The sequence below is a fragment of the Nonomuraea sp. NPDC049028 genome (genome assembly GCF_043197735.1).
Taxonomy (GTDB): Bacteria; Actinomycetota; Actinomycetes; order Streptosporangiales; family Streptosporangiaceae; genus Nonomuraea.
This window is the reverse complement of sequence record NZ_JBICTR010000004.1, coordinates 269,356-288,819: the sequence shown is the minus strand read 5'-3', so window position 1 is coordinate 288,819 and position 19,464 is coordinate 269,356. Positions and strand designations below refer to the sequence as shown.

Below are 19,464 nucleotides of genomic sequence, written 5' to 3'. Positions count from 1 at the left end.
ATGCCGCCCTGTTACCGCAGCGGCGCGATCGACCCTGGAGGCTCACCCATGAGCGGCCCCAAACAGCACACTCCGACCTACGCCACCCCTGCGGACGTCCAGGTCCATGGCCCCTACGGCCCCGGCCGCCTCGACGCCGCCCCCAAGGGAGTTCGCGCGCTCTACCCCTTCCACGGGCGCATCACCGCCGACGGATCCAGCGGCTATCCGGCCGCGCCCGGCCGCTACCACATCTACAACGCTTGGCACTGCCCCTGGGCGCACCGCGCCGCCATCGTCCGCAAGCTCGCGGGGCTTGAGGACGTGGTGTCGCTGTCGTACGTCGACGACGAGCGCGACGCCCGCGGCTGGGCCTTCCGGGAGCGTCGCGGCCCCGACCCCGTCAACGGTTTCACGCTGCTCGCCCAGGCGTATGAGGCGAGCGAGCCCGGCTTCGCCGGCCACATCTCGGTCCCTACTCTCTGGGACCGCGTGACCGGCCGAATCGTCAGCAACCACTACCCCGACATCACCCTCGACCTGGCCACGGAGTTCGAGGAATGGGCCGATCCATCTGTCCGGCTCTACCCCGCCGAGTCCCGCGCCGAGATCGACGAGCTCAACGAGCAGATCCTGCGCGACGTCAACACCGCGGCCCCCAAGATCGCGGGGGCGGCCACGCAGGAGACCTACGAGCAGCTACGCGGTGAGACCGTCGCCGCCCTCGAACGCCTCGACGAGCGCCTGGCCGACCGCCGCTTCCTTCTCGGTGACGCCATCACCGAGGCCGATGTACGGCTGTGGGTCACCCTGGCCCGATTCGACCTCGCCGACAACCCCGCCGCCCGCATCAGCGAGCGCGGGCTGACCGACTTCACCCACCTGTGGGCCTACGCCCGCGACCTCTACCAGCACCCCGCCTTCCGCGACACCACCGACTTCGCCACCTACCGCCATAGCGCCTTCGCTTGCGCGGAGGGCGTCAAGCGCATAGACGTGGAGCCGTTCCAGGGCGCCTGGGACTCACCCCACGGCAGGGAGAGCCTCGATGTCCAGCGCCGTTTGACGGGCATGGGCCTTGGCCGAAAGGAGCCCGAGAGCCCGGTTACAGCGCTGGGTCATTGACCGTGCGGAAGGTTACTGACACGCGTCGCGTGCGTGGCATGCGGCCTGCCGCAGTGGGGTCGCTCTTGCGTGCGGCAATGCTGTGACGCCAGGTGTATCGGGCAGGTCCTGACATGACGCACAGGCTGCCGGGGGCGAGAGATATCGCCGCCTTCGTGCCGTCCGCAGGATGGGTGAAGTCCATGACACAAGCGGAGCCCAGAGAGATCGCGGCGACGACCGGGCCAAAGCAGGGCACGCAGTCGACGTGTGGGCTGATGCCCTGTCCCGGCTGATACTCGTTGATGATCACTTGGTTCGCTTCGCTTTCCATGATTCCTTCGCGGACCAGGCGCATGGCCTGCTGTTGTGCCCATGCCGGAATCGGTGGAGCGGCGGGAACAAGGGGATTCCTCGCCACACTTCGACGGCCGTAGTCGTAGCGATGGCCGTAGTGTTGCACTCGTCGTCGCAGTTGTGCCGACCACTCGGCGGCGTCGATGAATGAAAGCAACGACGCGCAGGCGTCGGGAGTAAGCCAGTCGGCGATGTAGCGCAATCCCGGCACCATCTCATCGCGAGATGCCGGCGGGAGGCCGTCACCAGCGTCAAAGGACAGTTGTTCTAAAGACTCCGGCATGCCGAAAACAGTAGCCAGCACGACTGTCAGACTGTGCTGTTTTGCGGCGTTCGTATCAGGCCAAGCCTCACTGCGGGCCGCGGTCCATGGCGGGCCGCCAGCCGAGTTCGGGGCCCAGCTTCGTGGCCATGTCGGTGAGGATCTGCACGTAATCGTCGTGCTCGAAGGTGAACGGCAGCGCGAACGCCACCTCGTCGATCTCCCGGAAGGCGGCGTGCGCGTACAGCCGCTCGGCGATCTCGGCGGAACTGCCCACGAGGTCGGGTGCGAACATCATGCGGGCCGGTCCCTGCGGCGTGGTGGTGCGGGGCGTGCGCTTGTCGGCGTACGCCTGGTACCTGGCTCGCTGCTCCGGCGTGGCCGTGTCCGTGGGGATGACGACCAGGCCCTGGGAGACGCGGGCCCGCTCGCCCTCGGGGTGCCGCGCGCGGAACGCCCGTACGTGGGAGAGCTGGATCTCGGCGAAGTCCGCCGACTCCTCCGCCTTCACGACGCTGCTGGTCAGGAAGTTCATGGCGTGCTCACCCGCCCAGGTGGCCGAGCGGAGGCTGGCGCCGCCGTACCACATGCGGGCGCCCAGGCCGGGCGCGTGGGGCTGGACCCGATCGGAGAAGACCTCGAAGCCCTCGACGCCGCTGAAGTCGGTGGCCGGCTCGCCGCGGACGAAGGCCAGCAGCCGCCGCACCCGTTCGTAGCTGAAGTCCTCCTGGTCGGCGGTGCCGGGGTGGAGCGCGTCCTTGACCTGGTCGTAGTGGAGCGGCGGGCCGACGCTGACGCCCGGGTTGAGCCGGCCGCCGGCCAGGATGTCCACCGTGGCCAGGTCTTCGGCGAGCCGCAGCGGGTTCTCCCAGCCGAGGGGGATGACCGCGGTGCCCAGCTCGATGCGGGTGGTGCGCTGGGAGGCCGCCGCCAGGACGGCGACGGGGGAGGAGATGCCGTACTGGAGGTGACGGTGGCGCACCCACGCGCTGTCGAAGCCCAGCCGCTCGCCCAGCTCGATGATCCGCAGCGTCGACTCGTGGCCGGGGCGCGGGTCGTCACCGTCGAACAGCCCGATCGTCAGGAAACCCAGCTTGCGCAGCGGTTGCGTGGGTAGCGGCACGGTGGTTCCTCCTCCTCGTCATTCCTGGCAGCGGAGAATAGTCGCGGGCTCAGCGCGTCCCCGTCACCGGGTCGCCGATCGCGGGCCGCTCCGGGCGAGGTCAGAGGCCCGCGTCCGCCTTGACCGTGGCGTCATTCGGCACCTTGACCAGGGGCTTGGGCACGTTCCTGACCAGGTTTCCGGTGGAGGCGACGGTCAGTGACGCGCCGCTCTTCTTCTCGTAGGCGCTGCCTCGCGCCGGCCTGCCCGCCGCCTCGGGCCGGCCGAGATCGTAGGCTGGGCCGTTGTGGGAGATGGTCGGCCGGGGTGGCGAGACGTGCTGCTGCCGGGGATCCTGGCCGTCGCGCTGATAGCGCTGACGGTGTCGCATCGCTTACCGGCGGCGCTCACGTGGGTGGCTGAGCCGGGGTCGCCGCTCGCGGCGGACAGTCCTCTCGCGACCACGTACGCGATGCTGGGCTCGGGAGCCGCCTGCGTCGCCCTCGTCTTTCGCCGGATCACGCCGGTGTGGGCCTTCGGGGGCACGCTCGCGGCAGCGGTATTGAGCATCAGCGCAGGTGGCGGTGGCGTCCTGTCAGGGATGGTCACCGTGATGGTGGCGCTCTACGCGCTGTCCCTGCATCGCACGGCTGGTGTCGCCGCGGTCGGAGCCTGCGCCGTAACGCTGGTCGGTGCCGCGCTGACGCTCGCTGCCGGCGCAGGGGCGAAGATCGTTGCCGGGGTCGCGTTCCAGGCGGCCGCCATGGCGGCGGTGGTCTGGGTCATGGGGAGGTCTCGACGGCGGAGGGGAGCCGGCCGATCGGCTGTCTCGGCCTACCACGCGGGCTCGGCGTCGGTGCCTCGCCTCGCCGCCGATGCGGAACGGCGGCGGCTGATCGCGGAATTGCATGACGTGGCCGCGCATCGGCTCACCGGCATCGTGGTGTCGGCCGCCACCGCCACGCGGCTCACCGATCCCGAACTCGCCGCCGCCGCCACCCGGCACGCCGCCGAGGCCGGGCGCCAGGCTGTGATGGAGCTGGACCGTCTCGCCGGGACCGGGCATCGCGCCGCGACGGAGCAGGATCGCCTTGGCGAGGCCGTCGAACCCATGGCTGCCGTCGAACCCATGACCATGGAGGACATCGACGTACTCGTCGCCGAGCACATCGGCCTCGACTATCGGCGCACCGCCGTTGGCGCGCCTCCGGAAGTCATCTCCATCGCCTACCGGGTGGTCCGCGAGGCGCTGACGAACGCGACCCGATATGCCGCGGGTGCTTCCCGGGTTCGGCTTGACATCCTGGCCGGACACCTGGTCGTCACGGTCACCGACGAGGGTGGTGACGCGGCGGCCTCGGACCTCGGGACGGGCAACGGGCTGGCCGGACTGCGCTCCGCCGTGCATTCCGTCGGCGGCACGTTCTCGGCAGGGCTCAAGGACAGCGGCTGGGAGGTGCGGGCCGATGTACCCCTGGACCCGTCTGTTCCTACGCGACGAGTGAGCTATGTGCGACCACGGCTGAGACGTCGCATGAAGGCGGCGGCAGATGCGGCGGCAGATGAGCCGGTCATGGCCAGGGCGAGGCGGATGGCCGATTGGCGGGGGCCCAGGGCGCTCGACGGAGCGCTGGTCGTCCTGGCGATCGCGCTGACGCTGGGCGCGAACCTGCTGCCCGGCGATGACCTCGACCCCTTCGCCACGCCCCTCCCCGGCCTGCTGCTGGCGCTGCTGTTCGCCCTGCACGCGCTGCCCCTGGGGTGGAGGACGAACGCGTCCCGCCGCGGCCTGGCGGTCACGCTGGCCTCCGTCCTGGTCTGGCTGTGTCTCGACCTGGCAGGGTGGGCGGGACCGCCGGTCAGCGACATGTTCCTGTGGTGCTGCTGGATGGAACTGGCGCTGCTGTACGCGATCGGCGCCCGTACACAATCCCGGGACTGGCCCGCGCCGATCGTGATGGCCGGGGTTGGCGGCTTGGCACTCGTCAGCGGGGACGGCATCACGGGCGATCGGCCGGCCGCGTGGCTGGTGCTGACTGCCATGCTGGCCGTACCGGCTGTGGCGGCCTGGGGCTTGGGGCGGTTCGTCGCGGCGCGCCGCAGACGGCGCGGGACGGCGGTCACGCGGGAGCGGGACCTGCTCGAACGCGTGGCGGCCGTGGCGGCGGCGGCCGAGCGGCGGCGAATCGTCGGTGGGTTGCGTAGTACGGCACGTCGGCACGCGCAGCGGGTGGTCGACGGAGCCAAGGCGGGGCGGTTGGACGTCGTGCTCGCCGAAGCCCGAGCCGGATTGACCGCTCTACGGGAGCTCATGGAGCAGGAGCGGGACGATGGCGGCGAGCCGCCGCACACGGTGAGCGGCATCGCCGTCCTGACCGCGCGACGCGGTGGCGCGGCCCGCTACGTCGGGCTCCGCAGGCCGCTGCATCCGGCCGTCGAGGTCACCGCCTATCAGGTCGCGAGGGAACTGCTCGCCGAGGGCGCGGCCGTCGCCGTGACCTTCCTCGACGGGGGTGTCACGGTGTCCGGTCAGTCACCGACGAGCGGGGGGCGACTGCGCGCGCTGGTCGACGCCGCGGACGGTACGCTCATCGTCGCCGACGACGGCTCGGCACGAGTGTGGCTGCCGGAGGTGTCCCCCACATGATCAGAGTGGTGGTCGCCGACGACCAGGCCGTGGTCCGGGCGGGGATCAGCGCCTTCCTGGACGCCGAGCCAGACCTGACCGTGGTCGGCCAGGCGGCCGACGGGGAAGCGGCCGTGGCCCTCGTGACCTCGCTCCGACCCGACGTCGCTCTCATGGACATCCGGATGCCGGGCATGAACGGACTGGCCGCCACCACCAGGATCACCGCCGAGGTCCCGGCGACGCGGGTCGTCGTCCTGACCACGTTCAATCTCGACGACTATGTGTTCGCGGCCTTGCGCGCCGGTGCCGCCGGATTCCTGCTGAAGGACACCGACCCCGAGCGGGTGATCGACGCGGTACGCGTGGCCGCGGGAGGCGACGCGCTGCTGGATCCGGTCGTGACCCGGCGGCTGATCGACCATTTCGCCACCAGCCCGGGTCCGGCCGACGCCGGGCGGCTGTCCGTTCTCACCCCCCGCGAGACGGAGGTGCTCCTGCGGGTGGCGCGCGGCCTGACCAACGCCGAAGTCGCGCTCGCGCTCGGCCTCAGCCCCGCGACCGTGAAGGACCACGTCGCCGCCGTACTCGGCAAGCTCGGCGTGCGCGACCGGGTTCAGGCCACGATCATGGCCTACGAGACGGGCCTGGTACGGCCGGGGGTCGTCTGACCCGGGAGGCGGGTCCCACTACGGCCGGGAGCCGTCTGAACCACCTGCTCGGAAGCCTGGGCGGCATCCGCCGGGAAGCGGGGTCGGCATCCGCCGGGAAGCGGGGTTCCGGCAGGTGAAAAACGGTTCTGAAGGGCCAGGGAGCGGCCTCTTCCCGCTCCTAGCGTGATCTCCATGGCACGAACCTTTCCGCGCCGCCTCCTCGGAGGCGCTCTCCTCTTGGCCGCTCTTGTGGTGGCGCCGCCCGCCGGGGCCGCCGGCTTCCTCGCCACCGCCGCCATAAGCGCACATATCCCGATACTTGCGGCCGCTGGGCTGGTGACGATGGCCGGCACCGGTTTCCTGCTCGCCGCTCCGGCGCTCAAGCTGCTCGGCGCGCGCCGGAGCCGGACGGTCGCGCTGCCGGCCACCATCGGCTTGACGGCCGTCATCGCCGGGCTCGCGGCGGCCACCGTCTTCCGGCCAGGCCCGGTCCCGAGCACCGCCCCGGCTCCCGGAGGCGTCCGTTTCTGGGATCTGCCGACCGGGTCCAGGATCGCGTACGTCCACGCCGCCGCGGCCGGCAAGCCTCGCCCGACACCAGTGATCTTCCTCCACGGCGGCCCAGGTACGCCAGGAGAGGGGATACCGGTGGGCGGCGAGGCCCTGGCCGCGGCGGGTTTCGACGTGTACGCCTACGACCAGCTCGGCGCGGGACGCTCCACCAGGCTGGACGACGTCACGGGCTACACCGTCGCCCGGCACGTCGCCGATCTCGAAGCGATCCGCCGCGTCATCGGCGCGGACAAGGTCATCATCGTCGGCCAGTCGTGGGGCGGGTCGCTCGCGGCCCAATACCTGGCCGCTCATCCCGGTAACGTCGCCAAGGTGGTCTTCACCTCGCCGGGCACGCTCTGGCCGGGCGCGAACCCCGACCGCGATCTCTCGCAGCTACTCACTCCGGCGCAGCGGGAACGCCACGACGAACTGACCGAATCACCCCGGATGCTCACCACGTTCCTCCTGCTGGGCATCAACCCCGAGGCCGCGCACGCCCTGCTCGGCGATCGGGAGGCGGACGAGCGCTTCCACGAGCTCGCTCTGGTGAGCAAGGACACCGGCTCGTGCCCCGGCACTCCCTCACGCGAGCCCCATCACAACCGCCAGGGCTTCTACGTCAACCAGGTCACCAGCGACGACTTCCGCCAGGTCCCCGACCCCCGGCCCAAGCTTCGGCGGATCGGGACGAAGGCGCTGATCATGCGTGGTAGCTGCGACTTCATTCCCTGGGAGAGCACGTACGAGTATCGGCGTACGCTGCCTGGCTCGACGCTCGTGCCCATCGCGGGGGCGGGACACGCCATCGCGGGCGACCAGCCCGCCGCCTACACCAGGCTTCTCCAGGCCTTCCTCACCGACCGGCCCCTGCCCCTGCCCGCCCACGACTCGGCCGACCCACCCCGCTGACCGGGCGCGGCGGCGTTACCGGCCTTCGTGGCGAGCCTGCCTGCGGTGTCTCAGCCAGAAGACGAGCAGCAGCAGGGCGACCGCCGACGGGCCGGCCAGTGCGAGATGGCCGGTGATGCGGTGGATGACCTCCGGAGCCAGGAAGCGGCTCAGGCTCACGAGCGTCGCCGCCCACGCGGCGGCGGCCGGCAGACTCGCGCATGCGAAGGCCCGGTACGACATGCCGGACCATCCCGCGAGACGGGGAACCAGCGTGCGGGCGCTGCCCAGCCATTGACCGGCCAGGACGGCCCAGACCCCACGCCGCACCAGCAGGCGGCGGCCGTGCTCCCAGAATCCCGCCAGAGCGTCAAGCCGCCTTGGAGCCAGGCCGTTGCGCCGCCTTCCCAAGATGCGCCGCCCTCCTAGGGCGCGCTCCCGTCCTAAGGCGCGGCGCCGTCCCATGAGGAAGGACAGCTGCGTACCGGTGATCGCCGCGAACGCCGCCACCGCGACCGTCGTGCCCAGCGGCACCACACCCAGATGAGAGAGATAGCCGAGGGCCACGAGCACGCTCGTCCCCGGAAGGAAGACCCCGATCAGCAGGCCGGCCTCAGCCACGATGAGCAGCCAGCCGACGATGAGCACCAGCGGCGGTGAAAGCTGCCCCAGCAGCTCAGACATCGAGGACCGGCCGCCGGCACACGTACGTCAATCCGGGCGGGAGGTTGCGCCAGACCGGCCCGGTGGTCAAGACCTCCTCGAAGGCGGACCGGAGCCGCCGCCGGAACGCCCTGGACCTCGGGAGCGGCATGGCGTACAGGTAGGTCACCGTGGTGAAGGCGGCGCCCGGAGCCAGCACGCGACCGATCTCGTGCAGGATGCGCGCCTGGCGGTGACCCGGGAACAGTGACCACGGGAGCGTGCTGACCACCGCGTCGACCCGCGTCACGCCGGCCGCCGCCAGAAGGGCGCCCAGCTCCACCGCGTCGCCGTGGATCACCTCCAGCCACGGCTTGGCGCGGCGCAGGTGGGCGACCATTGAGGGCTCGACGTCGATCGCGAGCTGGCGTGCGCCGGGCGGCAGCCTGCGCCGGATGGCCTCGCTGATCGACCCCGTACCCGGGCCGAGCTCCACCACGACCGGGGTCCCCAAGGCCGGCACCACCGCCGTGAGCGCCCGCGCGAGCGACGGCGAACTCGGCGCCACGGCGCCCACCACACCCTGGTTGCGCACGGCCACCGACATGAAGGCCCGCAGGTCGGCGGCCCCGTTGGTAGCTCTTGCCGGCCGCAAGGCAGCTGTCTCGTTCATGGAGCAATGACAGCGGTGGCGACGCCGAGTGCGCAGGGAGAGAGGGCCTAGTCTTCGAGGTAGGGCTGGGTATACCTCCGAAGTGGTGCGGGGCCCATCGGAAGCGCCCCGCCACCCCCTTATCTTTTGGGAGTGCGACCACGACAGGCCTGGCAGGCGCTCGCCCGGAGAGATCTGATCCTCTCCTCCTTGCCATGGCGCGCGATGGCCTACCTCGTCACGGGGGTGGGCGTCGGCGTGATCGTGCTCGCGCTGTGCCTGGGCTTGCTGGTCACCGGTTCCGTGCTGAACCTGGTGCTGATCGGCATCCCCGTGGTGCTGGCGCTCGGGTTCGGTGGCGTACCGGTGGCCGCGCTGGAGCGCAGGCGCCTGCGGATCATCGACGGGGAGCCGGTCACCACTCCCCATCGCGTGCCCGCCCGGCCCGGCCCGCGCGCCTGGCTGGAGTTGCGTTTCAGGGAGCAGGCCACCTGGAGGGAGCTGGCCTACACCGGGCTCCTGGCCGTGGTGCTGTGGCCGGTCGAGTTCGCCATCGTGCTCTACGGGCTGGTGGTGCCCGTCGTGATGATCTGCACGCCGCTCGCCGTCGGTGAAACGGGTTCGATCAACGTGCTCAAGCTGTGGCACGTCGAGGGCTATCCCCAGGCGTTCCTCGTGGCGGTGCTGGGCGTCGTCGTGCTGGTCCTGACCATCTATCCCCTGACGGCGCTGGCGCTGGCCCACGCCATGCTGGCCCGTTTTCTCCTCACTCCTCGAGACGACGAGCAACTGGCCGAGCTCACCCGTTCCCGTACCCGCCTGGTGGAGGCATTCGAGGCCGAGCGGCGGCGCATCGAGCGGGATCTGCACGACGGGGCTCAGCAGCGGCTCGTGTCGTTGACGATGACGCTCGGCCTGGCGAAGATGTCGGACGGCGAGGAGGCCGCCGAGCTCGTCGACGAGGCGCACAAGCAGGCGAAGCTGGCACTGGCCGAGATCCGCGACCTGATCAGGGGCATCCACCCGCGCATCCTCACCGACCGAGGTCTGCCCGCCGCGCTGGCGGACGTGGCCGACCGCTCTCCGGTGCCCGTGGAGGTCTCCGTCGCGTTCTCCGAGCGCCTGCCGGGGCCCGTGGAGTCGATCGCCTACTTCGTCGTCTGCGAGGCGCTGGCCAACGTCGCCAAGCACAGCGAGGCCCGGCGGGCCACGGTCGACGGGCGGTTCGAGGGCGGGCGGCTCACGGTGGAGATCCGGGACGACGGCGTGGGCGGCGCCGACGCCTCGGCCGGTACGGGGCTGGCGGGCCTGGCCGACCGCGTCTCCGTGGTCGACGGCAGACTGATGCTGTCCAGCCCCACCGGGGGCCCGACCCTGTTACGGGTGGAGATCCCTTGCGCGTCGCACGTTCCCTCAAGATAGTCGTCGCCGAAGACGGCGTGCTGCTGCGCGAGGGGCTGTCCGGGCTGCTGGCCCGGTTCGGCCACAAGGTGGCCGCCTCCGTCGGAGACGCCGACGCCTTGATCACGGCCGTCGCCGAGCACCGGCCTGACATCGTCGTGACGGATGTACGGATGCCTCCAGGTTTCTCCGAGGAGGGGTTACGCGCCGCCGTCGCGCTGCGCACCGCCGACCCGAGCCTCGCCATCCTGGTGCTCAGCCAGTACGTCGAGCAGACCTACGCCTCCGAGCTGCTCGACTCCGGAGACGGCACCGGGGTCGGCTACCTGCTCAAGGACCGCATCGGCGACATCGAGGAGTTCTTCGACGCCCTGCACGCCGTCGCGGCGGGCGGCACCGTCGTGGACCCGGAGGTGGTCAGGCAACTGCTGCGGCGGCGTCGCGGCCCGCTTGAGCGCCTCAGCCCGAGAGAACGAGAGGTGCTCGCCCTGATGGCCGAAGGGCGGTCCAACACCGCGATCGCCCGGGAGCTGGTCATCTCGGAGGCCGCCGTGGGCAAGCACATCGGCAATATCCTCACCAAGCTCGACCTGCCCCCGGCCGAAGATGACCATCGCCGCGTACTCGCGGTCGTCACCTACCTACGAGGCTGATGCCGCCACTCGACGTGGCGGCCACCGACCCGGCGGCCCGCCGGCGGCGCTGACCCTGTGCGAGGGCCGAACGCCGCCAGCGCGCCCGCGTCAGCGGAAGTCGGAGACGCGGAACACGGCCATCATGTCCTTGGTCCTGACCCCGGAGTAGAAGGACGCCTCGGCGCCCACCCAGCCGCGGAAGGCGCCGCTGTCGTCGATGATCTGCTCAAGCGGTTTGATGTGGGAGTTGCCCGAGTAGCAGAACTGCTTGGCTTCCATGGCCAGGCAAGTGCACCAGTGCCACAGGGTGTCGCGGCGATCGCGGTTGGAGACTTTGACGAGGTAGTACTGGATGGAGCTGACGTTCGCCTTGGTGCCGCCGCCGACGTTGGGGCAGCCGCCGGACTTCTGGCAGGCGCCCGGCGACGACGGCTGCAGGTATGTCAGGCACCAGGTCGTCGTGGCGCAGTTGCGGAAAGAGGACTGCTTGAAGACCTGGCCGTCCGACTTCACGATGCGGTTGCCCGCCCAGGAGACCAGGTCCTGCTTGAGTGTTCCGGAGAAGGCTCGCACGGAGCTCATCGCGCGGCGGGTGGTGAGCGAGGCGTTGCTCCCGTAGCCGTACCCGTTGGTGGCCAGGCTGCCGCCGGCGAACTGCAGCTGGGCGAGCTTGCCGTCAGGCGACAGCTTCACGCGCCACTTCTCGGTCCAGGTCTGGGCGATCTTCCACCTGATGCTCAGCACGTCGCCGGTCAAGGTGTACGTTCCCGTGCGGGATTCGTCCGGGGCGCCGGTGAAGCCGGCGGCGGTCAGCACGTCGCAGGCGCGTACGCGGGTGCTGGAGCCGCCCGCCTTGGTCGCGCAGCTCGAATCCGGGACGACACCGGTTTTCTGCCTGCCCTCGGGGTTGCGCTGCCACCAGAGGTAGGTGTTCGCGCTGACGGTGCCGCCGGACTTGAACTGGTACGTTCCCAGACGCACCCAGTTCTGGGTGGACCCGGCGCGCAGGAAGCCCTGCGAGACCACAAAGTTGGCCTTCCCGCCGGGCAAGGATGACTGGGATGGTGCGGCGCTGGCCGAACTGGCCACGGTGGCCAACATGGTGAGCGTCGCGAGCACGGCGGTGAGAACTGCGCGCACGGAGAACCTCCTCTAATACGGTCTTTGCCGATTCTTGCCTATGCGGCCCTCCGGTACCTCACTGTTTGACTTATGTTCATAGCCGAAAGTCACGATTGTTGGAACTCCCGGTCTGCGGCTTCAGGCCGGCAGACCGGCGAGCCAGCCGGTCAGGATCTCGTTGACCTCCGCAGGGCGTTCCTGCTGAACCCAGTGGCCGCAGCCGTCGAGGATGTGTGAGGAGAGCAGGCCCGGCAGGGTCGCCGGGAACGCCTTGATGGCGCCGGCCAGCCAGGTGGCGGTGGAGGCGTCCAGCGCGCCGCCGATGAACAGGGACGGCTGGGTGATGGGGGCGCCGTCGAAGCCGGCGAGGTCTTCCCAGTCCCGGTCCATGTTCCGGTAGCGGTTGAGCGCCCCGCTCATGCCGGTCCGTTCGAACTCCGCGGCGTAGACGTCGAGGTCGTCCTCACTGAGCCAGGCGGGCAGCCGATCGGTGGGGAAGCGCTCGCGCAGCGTCCCGCCCCGGGAGACGAGAAGCGGATGGGGGGCGTCAGCGGGCGGCATGGTGTCGGCGGACAGGGCGGCGTAGAGGCCGGCGAGCCAGCCGCGGACGTCGGGCTCGATCTCCGCCTCGGCCCGGCCGGGCGCCTGGAAGTAGCTGACATAGAACTCCTCTTCCCCGCCCATGCGCGCGAACATCTCGCTGGGCCGCGGCCCGCCGCGCGGGGTGTACGGCACGCTGAGCAGCCCGACCGCGCGGAAGACGTCCGGCCTGACCAGGGCGGAGTTGGCGGCGATGGGCGCGCCCCAGTCGTGGCCCACGATCACCGCCGTCCGCTCGCCCAGGGCGTGCACCACGTCGACGTTGTCCTCGACCAGGTCGAGCATCCGGTACGCGGCTATGTCCGCAGGCTTGGAGGAGCGGCCATAGCCTCGAACATCGATCGCGACAGCCCGATAGCCGGCCGCGGCCAGCGCCGACAGCTGGTGGCGCCAGGAATACCAGGACTCAGGGAAGCCGTGCACCAAGAGCACCAGCGGCCCGGAGCCCTGCTCCACCAGATGGATGCGGCCGGCGCGCGTCATGACCAGCCGATGTGTAAGCTCCGTCATCGATCCTCCAAGGCTTGTGAGCTCCGTGTCCGAAGCGGGTCGCACCATCGATCTTCCAAGACTTTGGATCCTCCCCGGCCGAGTGCCACCACCGGCCGGTGGCTTTCGCGGGAATCATCCGGGAGACCGTGAGGCCGCCGCGAATCGAGTTGCCGCTTCGGCAAACCCGCTCGGGGATACTACGCCGCGTTGACCCGGGATCAGCGTGCTCGGCGCCAGAGAGAGGGGCTGACGCCGCGGGCGCGCTTGAAGGCCACGCTGAAGGCGAACGGGTCCTCGTACCCGACCGCACGAGCCACCGCGGCGATGCTCATGTCGGTGTCGCGGAGCAGGTCCGACCCCAAGGTCATCCGCCAGCCGGTGAGATAGGTGAGCGGAGGTTCGCCGACCAGGTCGGTGAAGCGGGCGGCGAAGGCGGCGCGGGACATGCCGACCTTGGCGGCCAGCCCGGCGACCGTCCACCGGTGCGCGGGATCCTCGTGGAGCAGGCGCAGCGCGTCGCCGATGGCGGGCACGGTCAGCGCCCGATACCAGGCGGGGGATGCCGCCTGTGGTGTGGCGCACCAGGCCCGCAGCGCCAGCACGAGCACCAGATCCAGCAGCCGGCCCAGGACGGCGTCCTGGCCGGGTTCCTCGCGGGCGATCTCGGCGGCGAGCAGATCCAGCGCCGCCCGGGTACGGGGACCGGCGGGGATGACCGCGAGCGGCGGGAGCATGGTCAGCAGGCGGTCGCCCACGTCGCCATAGAGGTCGTAACCGCCCCGGATCATGGTCGTGGCCCCGGGCAGACCGTCGCCGTAGGTGCGGGGAGCCAGCCTCCGCTGGGCCCCAGGCGGCACTTCGCTCCCGTCGAGAAGGTGTTTCCTGCCCTGGTACAGCATGACCTGGGGCGGGGTGGACGGGTCGTCGGCGATCGTGTGACGACCGGTGCCGCTGATGAGGGCGAGGTCGCCCGCGGACAGGAGCGCCGGTGCGGCATCGGCCTCGTCGAGGCGGACCGACGCGTGGCCGCCGAGCGTGGCCACGATCGTGAGCGGAGGAGCGTCGGCGAAGGTCAGCGACCACGGTGGCCGCTGGATCAGCTGCCTGATCGTCGCGTTGCCGGCGCGGGCCCGATGCAGCAGATCGCTCAGGACGTCCATGGGGCCCACCGTAGACGATCACAAAGGTATCGCGGACTTTCTCCCATGGACCGTCTTGGCCTCCCTGGAGTTCGCTAGGCACATGACGAACATCCTCATCTTGGGCGGCGGCAACGGGAAGACCGGCCGCCGCATCGCCCAGCGCCTCCGGGCCGCCGGCCAGCCGGTACGCACAGCGTCACGCGCCACCGGTGACATCCGCCTCGACCTGGGCGACCCGGCGACCTGGGCACCCGCGCTCGACGGCGTCACCGCGGCCTACGTCATGGAGCCCAGCCTGCAGACCGGCGCCGAGGGCCGGGAGCGCATCCCCAGGTTCGTGTCCGAAGCGGTCGCCGCGGGTGTACGGCGGCTGGTGCTGCTGACCGCCTCCGGCGTCGACCAGATCGACGATCATCCCCTCGAAGCGGCCGAGCAGGCCGTGCGCGGCTCCGGTGTGAACTGGACCATCCTGCGGCCGGACTGGTTCGCGCAGAACTTCAGCGAAGGTCCCTGGCTGCCAGGGGTCATGGCGGGCACCCTGGCCCTGCCCACCGGCGACGGGCGCGTTCCGTTCATCGACGCCGAGGACATCGCCGCGGTCGCCGCGGCGGCGCTGACGGAAGACCGCCACAATGGCCACATCTACCAGCTGACCGGCCCGCGGGCGATCGGCTTCGGTGAGGCGGCGGACCTGATCGGCAAGGCAGCCGGGCGCACGGTCCGGTACGTCGACGTCGCTCCCGAAGTCTTCGTCGAGCGTCAGGTCTCCTTCGGCGTTCCGCCCGAGGTCGCGCGGCTGCTCGCCGGCGTCCTGGTCGCCATCCGCGACGGCCGGGGCGCTGAGGTCTCCGACGATGTGGAACGAGCTCTCGGTCGTCGGCCCAGGCCCTTCGAGGACTACGTCACCGAAACCGCCGCGGCCGGCCACTGGAACTGATCGAGCGCCTGACCGGACCCTCGGACGGCGCACAGCGCCATGTGCCGCGCTTCGACCCGGATGATCTCCATCTTCCACACCTTCGAGGAAAGCGGAAGCGTCGACTATATTGCAAATGCAGCATAGTCATTGCAGATAATGCAACATGGAGGGTCGATGCGGGTAGTCACATGGGCGGGGGTGGATCGGCTCGCCCAGGAAGAGGTTCCGGCTCCGGAGATCGCGAGCGGTCAGGTGCTCGTCAGGGTGTCGAGAGTGGGCATCTGCGGGTCCGATCTGGCGATCCTGAGCGGCCAGGAGCTGGCGCGGATGCTGACCCCCGACGCCTGTGAGGGATGACCGGCCGATGAGACCCGCAGACGTGCTCGCGATCGGCGAGACCATGGTGATGGTCACCCCGACCGCCGGCGGCCGCCTCGACGCGGACAGTAGCTTCATCCTGCGCCCCGGCGGCGCGGAGTCCAACGTCGCCGCGCTGCTCGCCCAGCTCGGCCACACCACGGCCTGGGCCGGCGCGGTCGGCCGCGATCCGCTCGGCGACCTCGTGGTCGACTCGCTCCGCGCCCGCGGCGTGGACGTCGGCCTCGTCCACCGCGACGACGAGCGGCCCACCGCCGTGTACTTCAAGGACCCGACCGCCTCGGGCACCGCCGTCTACTACTACCGGCGTGGCTCGGCCGCCTCGGTCATGACCGCCGCCGACGTCGCGGGCTGGGCCGCGTGGCCGGCGAGGGTGACGCACATCTCCGGCATCACCGCGGCGATCTCCCCGCAGTGCCTGGAGCTGACCCGGCACATCGTGTTCGACCGGCCGCTGCGGCCGTCCGTGGTGAGCTTCGATGTCAACCACCGGCCGCGCCTGTGGGACGGCGCCGACGCCGCGTCGGTGCTGCTGGAGCTGGCGCAGCGGGCCGACATCGTCTTCGTCGGCCGCGACGAGGCGGCGGCCCTGTGGGGCACCACGGACGCCGAAAGCGTGCGTGCGCTGCTCGACGGGCCCACGTACCTGATCGTCAAGGACGCCGCGATCGAGGCGGTCGGCTTCACCCCGACAGGGGTGCACCGGGCGCCGTCCCTGCCGGTCGAGGTCATCGACGCGGTCGGCGCGGGTGACGCGTTCGCGGCCGGGTGGCTGAGCGGCTTCCTGGACGGCCGCGACGAGGTCACGCGGCTGCGCCTGGGGCACTACGCGGCCTCCCGGGTGCTGACGTCCCCGGCCGACCTGGCCGATCTTCCCCCCGCTGACGAGGTCGTCTCGCTGCTCGCAGAAGCAGGAGGAGGGCACCACCATGTCGCAGACCGTCGCTCGTGCCATTGACATCATCGGGTTCGTCTCCGTACGACATCGCTCGCTCGGTGAGATCGCCGAGCATCTCGGCGTGCACAAGTCGACCGCGCTGCGGCTGCTGCAGACGCTGGAGGAGGGCGGTTTCGTGCGGCGCGTCCCCGGCGGCATGTACGGCATGGGCTTCCAGCTCATCGCGCTCGGCCAGCTGGCCCTCGACCAGGTCGAGGCCCGCTCACTCGCGCACCCGATCCTGAACGACCTGAGCGAACGCTACGGCCACACGGTCCACCTCGGAGAGCTGGCCGGAGACCAGGTCGTGTACGTCGACAAGATCGACGGCCGGGGCAGCGTGGCCATGGGCTCCCGCATCGGGCTGCCCGCCCAGGCGCACACCGCGGCCGTCGCCAAGGTCATCCTCGCCTACCAGGACGACAGGACCCGCGCCCGCGTCCTGGAACACGCCGCCTTCACCCGCTTCACCCCCACGACCATCACCGACGCCGCCGCCTTCGAAGCCGACCTCGCGCTCACCAGGGAGCGGGGCTGGGCCGAGGACGACGGCGAGCACGAGGACTACATCAACTGCGTGGCCCTGCCGCTGTTCGACGCCCGCGGCAAGGTCACCCACGGCATCTCCATCACCGCCCTGCGCGCGGTCGCGCCGCTGGGGCAGCTACGTGCGCACATCGACGACTTCCGCCAAGCGGCCCACGAGATCTCCAAGACTCTGGGCTGGACAGGAGACCAACATGGACGCCGCTGAGTTCTTCGGCAGACACCTCGGCCGCAACCCGGTCCTCGGCATCTTCCGCAACCTCGACCCCGAGGCCACCGTGCGGATGTGCGAGCGCGCCTGGGAGACCGGCATCGAGCTCATCGAGGTGCCCGTGCAGACGGCCGACGCCTACCCGTCGCTGCGCGCGGCGCTGGACGCGGCCAGGGCCAACGGAAAGAGCGTCGGCGCGGGCACGGTGACCACGGCCGAGCAGCTGGCGGCCGTCAGCGAGCTGGGCGTCGCCTTCACGGTCGCGCCAGGGCTGCATCCCGAGGTCGCGACGGAATCGCTGCGGCTCGGACTGCCGCACCTGCCGGGTGTGGCCACCTCCACGGAGATCGCCGCCGCGCTGGCCCGCGGCTTCACGTGGCTGAAGGCGTTCCCCGCGGCGCAGCTCGGCGCCGATTGGATCAAGGCGCAGCTCGCGCCGTTCCCCGGAGTCAGCTTCGTCGCGACGGGGGGCATCGACGCGTCCAATGCCGCCGCTTTCCTGGCGGCCGGATGCCGGGGTGTCGCCCTGGGCTCGGCGCTGAACGACCCGGACGCCCTGGAACGGCTGCGCAAGGTGACGGATGGTTGACCGCCGTACTTCTCCCAGCCTCTAGGGGCTTGACCCATGACCGGATGCGGATGCCGAGTCCTGGGCCGGGCCGCCGGGAGGCGCGGTGGAGCGGCGGACGACCAAGGTCGGCGTGACGGAGAAGTGCACCGCCGCCGTGCGGCCTTCGATGCGTTCCAGCAGCAGTCGTCCCGCCGTCCGGCCCATGACCGCTCCGTCCTGATCGACCGTGGTCAGCGCGATGTTGGGGTGGGCGGCCAGCCGGGTGTTGTCGTAGCCGGCGACGGAGACGTCGCCGGGGACGGAGAGAGCGACCTCATGGAGGGCGGCCAGGACGCCGAGAGCCGCCTCGTCGGAGCCCGCGAAGATCGCGGTGGGGCGTGGCGACCGGCTCAGCAACTCGTAGGCGCCGCGATGGCCGCCCTCCTCGGAATATGAGGTCGCGACCACGGCGATCTCCTCGGCCAGGCCGTGATCGCGCATCACGCGCTCGTAGCTCTCGGCCCTGATGTGCGGCACCTGGTCGGCGGGCTGCCGCTGGTCCTGCTGGAAGGTGATGTGCCCGATGCGCCGGTGGCCGAGTGCGATCAGGTGCTCCATGACGAGCTCGGAGCCGGTCCGGTCGTCATCGACGATCGAGTCGTACGCCGGCGACCGGTCGTGCCTGCCGAGCACCACGGTGGGGATGTCGCGGGCGACCTGCTCCAGCCGGGTGCGCCTGGCGAGCGGGGCGATCATGAGGATGCCGTCCACCTGCCGATCTATCAGGGCGTCGATCGCTCGTTCCTCGGTCTTGTCCTCGGTGCCGCCCTGGATCATGATCGCCTGATAGCCGGACTCCGCGAGGTGCTCCACCAGGCCGGTCATGATCTCGGCGTAGAACGGGATCCCGATGTGCCGCAGGAGCACGCCGATGGTGTACGCCCGTCCGCGCAGCGCTCGCGCGGCGGCCTGGGGCCGGTAGCCCAGCTCCTCGATGGCCCGCTGGACGCGGTCGCGCATGGCCTCGCTGACCCCGTAGTCGTTGCGGATGACCTTCGAGACCGCCGCCTTGGAGACCCCGGCGTGTTTCGCCACGTCGGAAATGGTCACTCGTCGTCGTCGCTCGGGCGCGACCATGGGGTATCCCTTCTCGCCAAGTCCTGCGGACGTCAGGATGGCCTGGTGCGCGGGGCCAGTGCCGCCTGGATGCGGTCATGGATCCCGGCCGCCTCGGCCGAGAGCGGTGGCCTGCGCATCGTGGGAAGACGGCCGGCGTGTCGCAGCACCAGCATCGCGAACCGCTCGGCCTCGTGTTCCTGCGGCTCGGAGTATGTCGTCCGGCCGAGCACCGAGCGGACCATGGCCGGGTCCAGCGTCGGCAGCAGGATGCGCAGCAGGTCGTCGGGGGCGATCGGCGCCGAAGCGTGCTCGCACAGCATGTGGCCCAGTTCGTGCAGGATGATGTGCTCCTGATGGGAGCGGCTGGTCCGCTGCTCATAGCAGATGTAGTCGACCGTGTCGGTGGCCAGCCACATGCCGCTGGGGCCGTCCGCGGCGGTGTCGACGGGCCTGAGCTCGATGCGGCGCTCCCGGGCCCGGGCCACCTGGTGGGTGAACTCCACGATGTCGAACGGGTGCGTGATCTCGAACCGCTCGACGATCTCTTCCAGGCGTTCGCCGCTCACGAACCTCCTCATGGGCGCACCGGCCA

At 70.7% G+C, this 19,464-nt stretch carries 21 protein-coding genes; 11 read left to right on the top strand and 10 right to left on the bottom strand.

All coding sequences use genetic code 11. The features are described from left to right. The first annotated feature begins 48 nt into the window (after positions 1-48). Positions 49-1,104 (top strand): glutathione S-transferase C-terminal domain-containing protein, encoded by a 1,056-nt coding sequence (locus ACGFJ2_RS16935; RefSeq protein WP_393469023.1) that lies wholly within the window; start codon positions 49-51, stop codon positions 1,102-1,104. Here the strand turns inward: ACGFJ2_RS16935 and ACGFJ2_RS16930 are convergent. The 3 genes from ACGFJ2_RS16930 to ACGFJ2_RS16920 form a co-directional block, all read right to left on the bottom strand. Continuing rightward, the gene (locus ACGFJ2_RS16930) at positions 1,085-1,744 is read right to left on the bottom strand and encodes an alpha-ketoglutarate-dependent dioxygenase AlkB (protein WP_357952442.1); all 660 of its coding nucleotides are present in this window, start codon (positions 1,742-1,744) and stop codon (positions 1,085-1,087) included. The genes ACGFJ2_RS16935 and ACGFJ2_RS16930 overlap by 20 nt on opposite strands. A 46-nt stretch (positions 1,745-1,790) precedes the next feature. Then, on the bottom strand, positions 1,791-2,825 hold the full coding sequence (locus ACGFJ2_RS16925; RefSeq protein ID WP_393469020.1) for an LLM class flavin-dependent oxidoreductase: 1,035 nt from the start codon (positions 2,823-2,825) through the stop codon (positions 1,791-1,793). A gap of 100 nt (positions 2,826-2,925) precedes the next feature. Then, positions 2,926-3,195 carry a hypothetical protein gene (locus tag ACGFJ2_RS16920; RefSeq protein WP_393469017.1) on the bottom strand — a complete coding sequence of 90 codons (270 nt, stop codon included), beginning with the start codon at positions 3,193-3,195 and terminating at the stop codon, positions 2,926-2,928. A gap of 24 nt (positions 3,196-3,219) precedes the next feature. Between ACGFJ2_RS16920 and ACGFJ2_RS16915 the strand changes: the two genes are divergently transcribed. The 3 genes from ACGFJ2_RS16915 (at position 3,220) to ACGFJ2_RS16905 (ending at position 7,547) form a co-directional block, all read left to right on the top strand. Then, on the top strand, positions 3,220-5,451 hold the full coding sequence (locus ACGFJ2_RS16915; protein WP_393469014.1) for a sensor histidine kinase: 2,232 nt from the start codon (positions 3,220-3,222) through the stop codon (positions 5,449-5,451). After that, a complete protein-coding gene (locus ACGFJ2_RS16910; protein ID WP_393469011.1) occupies positions 5,448-6,101 on the top strand; it encodes a response regulator in 654 nt (217 codons plus the stop codon). Before ACGFJ2_RS16915 ends, ACGFJ2_RS16910 begins: the two co-directional genes overlap by 4 nt. Positions 6,102-6,275: 174 nt before the next feature. Next, positions 6,276-7,547 (top strand): alpha/beta hydrolase, encoded by a 1,272-nt coding sequence (locus ACGFJ2_RS16905; protein WP_393469008.1) that lies wholly within the window; start codon positions 6,276-6,278, stop codon positions 7,545-7,547. A gap of 15 nt (positions 7,548-7,562) precedes the next feature. Here ACGFJ2_RS16905 and ACGFJ2_RS16900 read toward each other — a convergent pair whose 3' ends face one another. Beyond that, a complete protein-coding gene (locus tag ACGFJ2_RS16900; RefSeq protein WP_358173411.1) occupies positions 7,563-8,210 on the bottom strand; it encodes a VTT domain-containing protein in 648 nt (215 codons plus the stop codon). Further along, positions 8,203-8,841: a class I SAM-dependent methyltransferase gene (locus ACGFJ2_RS16895; RefSeq protein ID WP_393469005.1), complete on the bottom strand. Its 639-nt coding sequence runs from the start codon at positions 8,839-8,841 to the stop codon at positions 8,203-8,205. The genes ACGFJ2_RS16900 and ACGFJ2_RS16895 overlap by 8 nt, the downstream gene beginning before the upstream one ends. Before the next feature lie 132 nt (positions 8,842-8,973). Here ACGFJ2_RS16895 and ACGFJ2_RS16890 point away from each other — a divergent pair, with 132 nt between their 5' ends. Together ACGFJ2_RS16890 and ACGFJ2_RS16885 are read left to right on the top strand one after the other, a co-directional pair. Then, entirely contained in the window at positions 8,974-10,242 is a 1,269-nt protein-coding gene (locus ACGFJ2_RS16890; protein WP_393469003.1) for a sensor histidine kinase, read from the top strand. After that, a complete protein-coding gene (locus ACGFJ2_RS16885; protein WP_357952451.1) occupies positions 10,215-10,874 on the top strand; it encodes a response regulator transcription factor in 660 nt (219 codons plus the stop codon). The genes ACGFJ2_RS16890 and ACGFJ2_RS16885 overlap by 28 nt, the downstream gene beginning before the upstream one ends. Positions 10,875-10,964: 90 nt before the next feature. Here ACGFJ2_RS16885 and ACGFJ2_RS16880 read toward each other — a convergent pair whose 3' ends face one another. From ACGFJ2_RS16880 to ACGFJ2_RS16870, 3 genes are all read right to left on the bottom strand, one after another. Beyond that, positions 10,965-11,996, bottom strand: a complete 1,032-nt coding sequence (locus ACGFJ2_RS16880; protein WP_357952452.1) for a hypothetical protein — start codon at positions 11,994-11,996, stop codon at positions 10,965-10,967. A gap of 120 nt (positions 11,997-12,116) precedes the next feature. After that, a complete protein-coding gene (locus ACGFJ2_RS16875; RefSeq protein ID WP_393468999.1) occupies positions 12,117-13,088 on the bottom strand; it encodes an alpha/beta fold hydrolase in 972 nt (323 codons plus the stop codon). A gap of 200 nt (positions 13,089-13,288) precedes the next feature. Beyond that, positions 13,289-14,230 (bottom strand): AraC family transcriptional regulator, encoded by a 942-nt coding sequence (locus ACGFJ2_RS16870; RefSeq protein WP_393468996.1) that lies wholly within the window; start codon positions 14,228-14,230, stop codon positions 13,289-13,291. An 82-nt stretch (positions 14,231-14,312) separates the two neighbouring features. On the opposite strand from ACGFJ2_RS16870, the gene ACGFJ2_RS16865 reads away from it, so the two are divergent. From ACGFJ2_RS16865 to ACGFJ2_RS16845, 5 genes are all read left to right on the top strand, one after another. Then, positions 14,313-15,149, top strand: a complete 837-nt coding sequence (locus tag ACGFJ2_RS16865) for an NAD(P)H-binding protein (RefSeq protein ID WP_393468993.1) — start codon at positions 14,313-14,315, stop codon at positions 15,147-15,149. A 156-nt stretch (positions 15,150-15,305) separates the two neighbouring features. Next, on the top strand, positions 15,306-15,488 hold the full coding sequence (locus tag ACGFJ2_RS16860; RefSeq protein ID WP_393468991.1) for a hypothetical protein: 183 nt from the start codon (positions 15,306-15,308) through the stop codon (positions 15,486-15,488). A 7-nt stretch (positions 15,489-15,495) separates the two neighbouring features. Further along, entirely contained in the window at positions 15,496-16,467 is a 972-nt protein-coding gene (locus ACGFJ2_RS16855; protein ID WP_393468988.1) for a sugar kinase, read from the top strand. Next, the gene (locus ACGFJ2_RS16850; protein ID WP_393468985.1) at positions 16,439-17,200 is read left to right on the top strand and encodes an IclR family transcriptional regulator; all 762 of its coding nucleotides are present in this window, start codon (positions 16,439-16,441) and stop codon (positions 17,198-17,200) included. Before ACGFJ2_RS16855 ends, ACGFJ2_RS16850 begins: the two co-directional genes overlap by 29 nt. Then, entirely contained in the window at positions 17,187-17,792 is a 606-nt protein-coding gene (locus ACGFJ2_RS16845; protein WP_357952459.1) for a bifunctional 4-hydroxy-2-oxoglutarate aldolase/2-dehydro-3-deoxy-phosphogluconate aldolase, read from the top strand. Before ACGFJ2_RS16850 ends, ACGFJ2_RS16845 begins: the two co-directional genes overlap by 14 nt. A gap of 21 nt (positions 17,793-17,813) precedes the next feature. On the opposite strand, the gene ACGFJ2_RS16840 is transcribed toward ACGFJ2_RS16845, so the two are convergent. Then, the gene (locus tag ACGFJ2_RS16840) at positions 17,814-18,848 is read right to left on the bottom strand and encodes a LacI family DNA-binding transcriptional regulator (RefSeq protein ID WP_357952460.1); all 1,035 of its coding nucleotides are present in this window, start codon (positions 18,846-18,848) and stop codon (positions 17,814-17,816) included. 74 nt (positions 18,849-18,922) lie between these two features. Continuing rightward, a complete protein-coding gene (locus tag ACGFJ2_RS16835; protein ID WP_357952462.1) occupies positions 18,923-19,438 on the bottom strand; it encodes a hypothetical protein in 516 nt (171 codons plus the stop codon). Positions 19,439-19,464 lie beyond the last annotated feature (26 nt).